The 7,086-nt window shown below is 60.5% G+C and carries 6 protein-coding genes; 1 reads left to right on the top strand and 5 read right to left on the bottom strand.

The genetic code is table 11. From position 1 onward, the window contains the following. The 5 genes from VFE81_RS25275 to VFE81_RS25295 form a co-directional block, all read right to left on the bottom strand. Positions 1 to 313: four-carbon acid sugar kinase family protein (locus tag VFE81_RS25275; RefSeq protein ID WP_325047199.1), on the bottom strand; the 313-nt coding region annotated here is incomplete at its 3' end. 23 nt (positions 314 to 336) lie between these two features. Further along, positions 337 to 1,635: a ribulose-bisphosphate carboxylase large subunit family protein gene (locus VFE81_RS25280; protein ID WP_325047200.1), complete on the bottom strand. Its 1,299-nt coding sequence runs from the start codon at positions 1,633 to 1,635 to the stop codon at positions 337 to 339. Then, the gene (locus tag VFE81_RS25285; protein ID WP_325047201.1) at positions 1,632 to 2,171 is read right to left on the bottom strand and encodes a VOC family protein; all 540 of its coding nucleotides are present in this window, start codon (positions 2,169 to 2,171) and stop codon (positions 1,632 to 1,634) included. Before VFE81_RS25285 ends, VFE81_RS25280 begins: the two co-directional genes overlap by 4 nt. Positions 2,172 to 2,275: 104 nt before the next feature. Further along, on the bottom strand, positions 2,276 to 4,162 hold the full coding sequence (locus VFE81_RS25290) for a TRAP transporter large permease subunit (RefSeq protein ID WP_325047202.1): 1,887 nt from the start codon (positions 4,160 to 4,162) through the stop codon (positions 2,276 to 2,278). A 121-nt stretch (positions 4,163 to 4,283) separates the two neighbouring features. Beyond that, the gene (locus VFE81_RS25295; RefSeq protein ID WP_325047203.1) at positions 4,284 to 5,309 is read right to left on the bottom strand and encodes a TRAP transporter substrate-binding protein; all 1,026 of its coding nucleotides are present in this window, start codon (positions 5,307 to 5,309) and stop codon (positions 4,284 to 4,286) included. Positions 5,310 to 5,507: 198 nt separating this feature from the next. Here VFE81_RS25295 and VFE81_RS25300 point away from each other — a divergent pair, with 198 nt between their 5' ends. Further along, positions 5,508 to 6,563: a LacI family DNA-binding transcriptional regulator gene (locus VFE81_RS25300; protein WP_325047204.1), complete on the top strand. Its 1,056-nt coding sequence runs from the start codon at positions 5,508 to 5,510 to the stop codon at positions 6,561 to 6,563. Positions 6,564 to 7,086 lie beyond the last annotated feature (523 nt).

Raw genomic sequence — 7,086 nt, forward strand, 5'->3', positions numbered from 1 at the left:
TGCCGGTGTGCGGCGCGCTATCGAAAGTCGAGCAAACTTTGTAGTGCATCACACGCACGCCAAGCGCGGCGAACGCGGCCCCCGCGCGCGCAAGCTCCGGTTGCTGCTCGTGCGGGGTCATAGTCCGCGCGGCGCCTGCGATGCCGATTGCGTCAAGCCGGCCCAGCGTCGAAAGCCGTGGGGTATCCGGCGGGGAGAAGAACAGCATGGTGCGCAAGCCGGCGCGGGCGAGATGAGCGAGCGTGTCGGTGGCGCCCGTAAAGTCGTCGCCGTAGAAGCCATAGGCAGGTCCCTCGCCGCTGATGTCACTCATGCCGCCCGCCTCCGGTATATCGCTCACGTACGGCCACCGAAAAATTCCAACGCACGCCGCAGTTCCGGCATGTGTTCGGCGTAAATATCCAACGGCGTGCGCGCCTGCACCGCTTCCCATGCCTGTCGAACACTCATGACGCCTGCCGCCGGACCGTCGGGATGCGCGAGAATGCCGCCGCCTGACATGAACAGTAAATCGGTGGAACGCGCGGCGTCGAACGTCGCCTGCACGGTGCCCGCCCATTGTCCTGACGAAAACGCAGGCAGCACGATATCGTCGCAATCCGGCGCGAGCGGTGTGGCGCAATCACGCGCGGATTCGATCACCTCGGTATCGCTCTGCGCGAATTTACCGGCAAGGCCGTGCACGTGCATATGGTCAACACCGGTCAACCGCCAGAGCGTCTGATATGCCTGAAACGACATGCCAAGCGCCGGATCGCGCGACATCATGCCGTAGCCGTTGCGATGTGCATGCAACACGAGCGGCGTTGCGCGGCGCAGTGTCTGGATCGCGGAAAAACCGCACCAGTTGATGCTCGCCATCACGCAACTGCCGCCTTCCTGCTCGACCAGTTCGGCGTGACGGCGCATGGCGTCGAGGTCATCGGTGATATTGAACGCAACCATCACCGGGCGGCCGCTGCGCTCGCGGTTGTTACGCACTTGCTTCATCACCGCGCGCACGCGTTCGGCGAGTGGGGCATGCGCGGGATTCGCGCACACCTCATCGTCCTTGATGAAATCGACGCCTGCTTCGCATAACTCACGCACCAGTGCGGCTGTTTCTTCAGCACTCAGGCCGACGTTCGGCTTGATGATGGTGCCAATCATTGGCCTGTCCGCGATTTGCGTCAGCGCCCGCGTACCCGCTACGCCATGACGCGGCAATTCAAAGCGCGCACGATATGACGCCGGTAAGCGCAACGACAACAGCCGCATGCCAGTCACTTCGCCGAGGTCATACAGATTGCCGGCGACGGTCGCGGCAAGCGTCGGCAGATTCGCGCCGATGTTGGCCAGCGGAAACGATAGCGTGACACGTGCGCGCCGCCACGGTCCCGGCGTGCCCTGACGCGCGAGCCATGCACTCGGCAAACTGGGCTGGGCGGCGGACTCGAGTTCTTCGATCCGCACCACGCTCGCGCGGCTGCGCGCCCGCAGCGCGTCGGACTCATTGGCGACCCGCACAAAGGTGCCGCTCGACTGCTCGCCTGCCATCACGTCGGCAACACGTGCAGGATCGAGCGGCGTCTCGATCAGATAGTCGGCTTCGAGGCAATCGTCGTTGACGCTCTGCCGTGGCAACGTTGCGTTCATAGCGCGCTCAGATCGGGAAACCGGCGCACTGGATCACGGCCGTCCCAATCACGCGAGGCTGCATAGATCATGTCGAACAGTTTGCCTTTCGGACCAGCGATTTCCGACAATTCGATCACCGTACCTGGATGATTTTCAGTGTCGAAGTAAACGAAGCGCCCATTGCGTCCTACTTCGCCGCTCATCGCAACTTTGAAGCCTTGCTCCTGCAAACGCGCGAGGTCTGCATCGAATGAAGTGGTCCAATACGCGTTGTGCTGCAAACCGGTATGGCCCGCAGCAAGAAAGTCGCGATACATGGACGGCGCATCGTTACGTGTCTGGATCAGTTCGACCTGCAACGAGCCCGAGTTCGCTAACGCCACCGAGTTATGCACCTCGTACGATTGCCCGCGATACGTGTAATTCTCGATTGGTACGCGTTCGTTGTAGAACCATGGACCCACGCCGAGCACACGGCTCCAGTAGTCCATTGCGGCCTCGATATCACGCACTACATACCCGGCCTGACGGATCTCGCCAAAGAAACGACTCATAAAACTCTCCCGATGCTGCCAGTTTTTGAAAGACGAGCGACGCCCCGGCGCAGCGGGAACGCAGCGCCCGAATGTCGAACCTGTATAGAGACTTAAAAGAGACCTTAGAGAAAACCGATAGAAATCCAGGGAATCGCCGCAACCAGAATCAGACCGACGATCAAAGCACCCATATAGCCGACGATCGGACGAATGCCCGCGTCGGGATTGACCTTGCTGATCGCGCACGCCGAGTAGTAGCCGACGCCGAATGGCGGCGAGAACAGGCCCACGCCCATCGAAAGAATCACGACGATTGCGTAGTGCACTTCATTGACGCCCGCGAGTCGTGCGATCGGAAACAGCAGTGGCCCAAACAGCACAATGGCGGGAATCCCTTCGAGCACACTGCCAAGCATCACGAACACGACAATCGACACCGCGAGAAAGCCATACGCGCCGCCGGGCATCGAGCCCATCAATTGCGCGAGGTCCTGCGAGAAGCCGGATTGCGTCAGCGCCCACGCCATGGCCGTCGCGCATCCGATAATGAACAGGATCGCGCCCGACAAGGTCGCCGCATCCACCAGCATGCGGCCAAGGCGCTTCCATTCGAACCGCCGGTAGACGAGCAGCCCGATCACCATCGAATATGCGATGCCAATGGTCGACACTTCAGTCGCCGTCGCCACGCCCTCGACGACCGCCATTCTGATCACGAACGGCAAGGCCAACGCGGGCAGCGACACGATGAACAGGCGCCCGATCTGCCGCTTGCTGAAACGCTGCGCGCCGCTCAGGTCCTCCTTGCGGTAGCGCCACCACACCACCACGCAGAGAATCAACGCGAGCACGGCGCCCGGCAACATTCCTGCGGTGAAGAGCGCGGAGATCGACAGCCCCGTCACTGAGCCAATCGTAATCAGCACGATGCTCGGTGGAATGGTTTCGCTTTGCGCGCCGGTGGTGGCAAGCAGCGCAACCAGATCGCCTTCAGAAGCGCCGCGTTTTTTCATTTCCGGGAACAGCACCGGTGCAATCGCCGCCATGTCCGCGACTTTCGAACCGGAGATGCCCGACACCAGATACATCGCACCGATCAACACGAACGACAAACCACCGTGCAGGTGACCGACGAGACTCGCAAGAAACTCGATCATCGCGCGCGCCATGCCGGTCATTTCAATCAGCAAGCCGAGAAACACGAACAGCGGCACAGCCAGCAACACCAGATGAGACATCCCCTCATCCATGCGGCCGACCACCACCTCGAGCGGCGTGAACGTCGAGAGACCGAGATAGCCAAACGTGGCAAGCGCAAAAGAAAATCCGATGGGCACGCCCGAAAAAATGCCGATCGCCACCACGCCGACGAAGAAGATCACCAGGTTGGCCTTGCCGAGCGTCTGGAACCACGGACCAGCGAACACAGCCACCACGCCTAATAGTGCGGCAATCACTAGCACGATCAGCACGTCGCGCACGCGGCTCACCTGCGCGAGACGAATCAAGCCGACGATCAACATGAGTGCGGCGCCGATCGGCAACGCGAGCGCGCGCCATGCATTGCTGATCTCCAGCGCGGGCGTAACGATCGCTGTCTCGCCGGACGCATAGTCGTATGCGGGTCCGATCAACAACGCGAGTAACGCAATCGACGCGGCAATCGCCAGCGTATCCACGAATGCGCGCCGTTCCGGCGAAAGACGGCTGACGAAAGCCGTCATTCGCATATGTTCGCCACGCCGCAACGCGAGCACGGCGCCGAGCATGGCGAGCCACAAGAACAAAATCCCGGCGAGTTCGTCCGACCACACCAGCGGCTGATGCAGTGCATAACGCCAGATCACGCCCGCCAGCATCACGACGATCTCCACCGCCAGCAGCGCCGCCGCGCAGACTTCGACGAGCGCAATCAGGCCGCGATCGAAGGTTTTCAGCCAGCGGCGCGGCAGGCTCGCCGCGTGCAACGCGACAGCCGCCTCGGTGGGATTCAATGCGTGATTCGACATGCGGATGCCTCCTTGCGGCCGCTCGCCGCGTTTCGTCTCTTGCTCACCAGCGTGCTGCACGGTCAGGGCTCGCGGCTCAGGCCGGGTTCACGGCTCGCAACTCGCAACTCACGACCCACGCCTAAGCCAGCTTGCCGACCGATTGTTCGAGCAGATCCCACGCCTGCGTACCGAACTTGCCCTTCCATTCGGCGTAAAAGCCCGCTTGACGCAGCGCTGCGCGGAACGTGTCCGGCGCCGGACGGTTAATCGCCAGACCTTTGCTTTGCAGATCCGCGACGGCAGCGTCGTTAAGCTTGCGAACGTCTTCACGTTGTTTCAACGCGCTTTGATTGAACGCATCGCTTGCAATGCCCTGCAAGTCTTTCGGCAAGCGTTGCCACGCGCGAGGGTTCAACACGAACCAGTAGCCGTCCCACATGTGGTTGGTCAACGAACAGAACTTCTGCACTTCGTAAAGCTTCGCGACCTGCACGATCGGCAGCGGGTTTTCCTGTGCATCGACGATATGCGTTTGCAGCGACGAATAGACTTCGCTGAACTGCAAGCTGGTCGGTGCGGCGCCGAGGCCTTTGAACATGTCGATGCTGAGCGGGCTCACCGGTACGCGGATCTTCAGACCGCGCATGTTCTGCGCGCTCGTGATCGGGCCATTGCTGGTCGTCGTCTGACGAAAGCCGTTGTCCCACATCTTTTCAAACGACTCGAGCCCGGCCTTCTGCATCGCCGCACGCACGTAGGCGCCGAGCTTGCCGTCCATCGCGCTCCACACCTGGTTGTAGTCGCTGAAGGCAAAGCCGACCGCATTAATTGCCACCGATGGCGCGAGCGTCGAGACCACCAGCGCCGACGGCGTGAACATCTCGATGCCACCGCTGCGCACTTGCGCGAGCATGTCGGTATCGCCGCCGAGCTGGTTGTTAGGGAATATCCGGATCTCCATGCGCCCCTTCGACGCCTCTTTGATCTGATTGGCCGCTTCCTGCGAGCGCACGTTCAACGGATGCGTGAGCGGCAGATTGTTGCCGTACTTGAACACGAACTCCGGGCCGGACGCCGCGCGCACGATCGCCGGAAAGCCCAGCGCGCTGGCGACCGGCACGGCGGCAGCGGCACGCAGCAACGTGCGTCTCGCGAGGTTGGTCATTTGGGTGTCTCCTTGCTTATAATTGATGTGACTGTCGATTCCATCAAAAAACCTCATCACCTGCTGACATCGCCTTGATTTCCGGTCACTGCGTATCAGTTGCCATGTGATAGCTGCAAGACTAGGCGTGCGCGGCAATGGCTGTCAAACCGCGAACTTGATGGTTTTTGATGGACTTCCACTCTGCGAAGGACCGTTATGTCCGAACCGCTTCTCCTCACCGCCGCGGCACGTGCGCGCATTCCCGACATTGCGCGCGCCGCCGGTGTTTCGACCGCCACGGTGGATCGCGTACTCAATGGCCGGGAAGGCGTGCGCGCCGTCACCGCGCAACGTGTGCTTCAAGCAGCCGCGCAACTCGGCTATCTGTTGACGCCGGAAGCGCCTGTCGCGTCGGCTTCAAGACCGATGCGCATTGCCTTTCTTCTGCCGGCCGGCACCAATCGTTATTTGCACATGCTCGGCGACTACATCGACTTCGCGCACGAACAGTGGAACGCGTTGGACATGAAATGCCGCGTTCACTACGTCGAGAGTTTCAACCCGAAAGAACTCGCCGACCGTCTACTGCATTACGGGCAACGTGCTGACGGCGTGGTGTTCATGGCGCTCGAGCATCCCGTCGTGCGCGATGCGGTGAATACGCTGGCCGATCAGGGCGTGCCGGCGATTACGCTGATTTCCGATTTGTCGAATGCGCGACGGCTGGCTTATGTGGGCATCGACAATCGCGCAGCGGGGCGCACCGCAGCGTTGCTATTGGGGCGCTTCATGGGGCCACGGCCGAGCGGAAAGATCGCGATGCTGGCAGGCAGCCTCAACTATCGCGGACATGAGGAACGTGAGATCGGCTTTCTTCATCTGATCGAATCGACGTTTCCTTCTGTCAAGGTAATCGGCCTTCGCGAGGGACATGACGATAGCGAGCGCAACTATGCGCAGACGCGCAAGCTATTGGAACAGCATCCCGATCTCGCGGGAATTTACAACAGTGGTGGTGGCTCGGACGGCGTCGCGCGCGCGATTGTGGAAGCGCGTTCCGATCAGAAGATATTGTTTGTCGGACACGGGTTGACGCCTGATACGCGGGCTCTGCTGATCGACGGAACGATGGATGCATTGATCACACAAACACCGCAGGCCATGGTGGGGAATTGCTTGCGGATTTTCCGCAACGTGCGCGAGAAGCGCGATGCGATGAGCGACGTTAAACCCGTGCAGTTCAGTATTGTGCTGAGGGAAAATTTGCCGTGACTAGCGGGAGTTTGGGCTTCTCCCGTAGGTCTGCGGTAGCACACGAATATCGTTAGGCACGCCGGATGCTGAGACACCTTCGTATGCAAACTTCAATGCGAAAGGAGATCACATCATGCCTTACCTTCTCGGCTGGCTTCTTGGCGTCCCGTTGATCGTGCTGGTTATCCTGTACCTCATTTTCCACTAATCATTTTCAACATAATAAGCAGTTCACCTGAAGGTCATTCCGCGCGGCGCCGGCTGTCCCGACTGCCGCGTGCCCCGAGATGCCCTCACCCCGGCTGCGCCCTCCATTCGTCAATGCAAAGCGACGCGTCGGGGCGCACGTCTTTTCACTTGCGCTGTACAAGACGGCGCGTAAAACTAGGCCCCTAGCTCCGCGCAAAATGCCATATCTGCACACGTACGCACAGACTGCGTACGAGCAAGGAGGGACCCATGGCAAACAACGAATACACGCTGTCATATCAGGACGTGGTGAAGGCAGTGATCATTCATCAGAGCATTCATGAGGGCTTCT

This window comes from Paraburkholderia sp., from assembly GCF_035656215.1.
Taxonomy (GTDB): Bacteria; Pseudomonadota; Gammaproteobacteria; order Burkholderiales; family Burkholderiaceae; genus Paraburkholderia.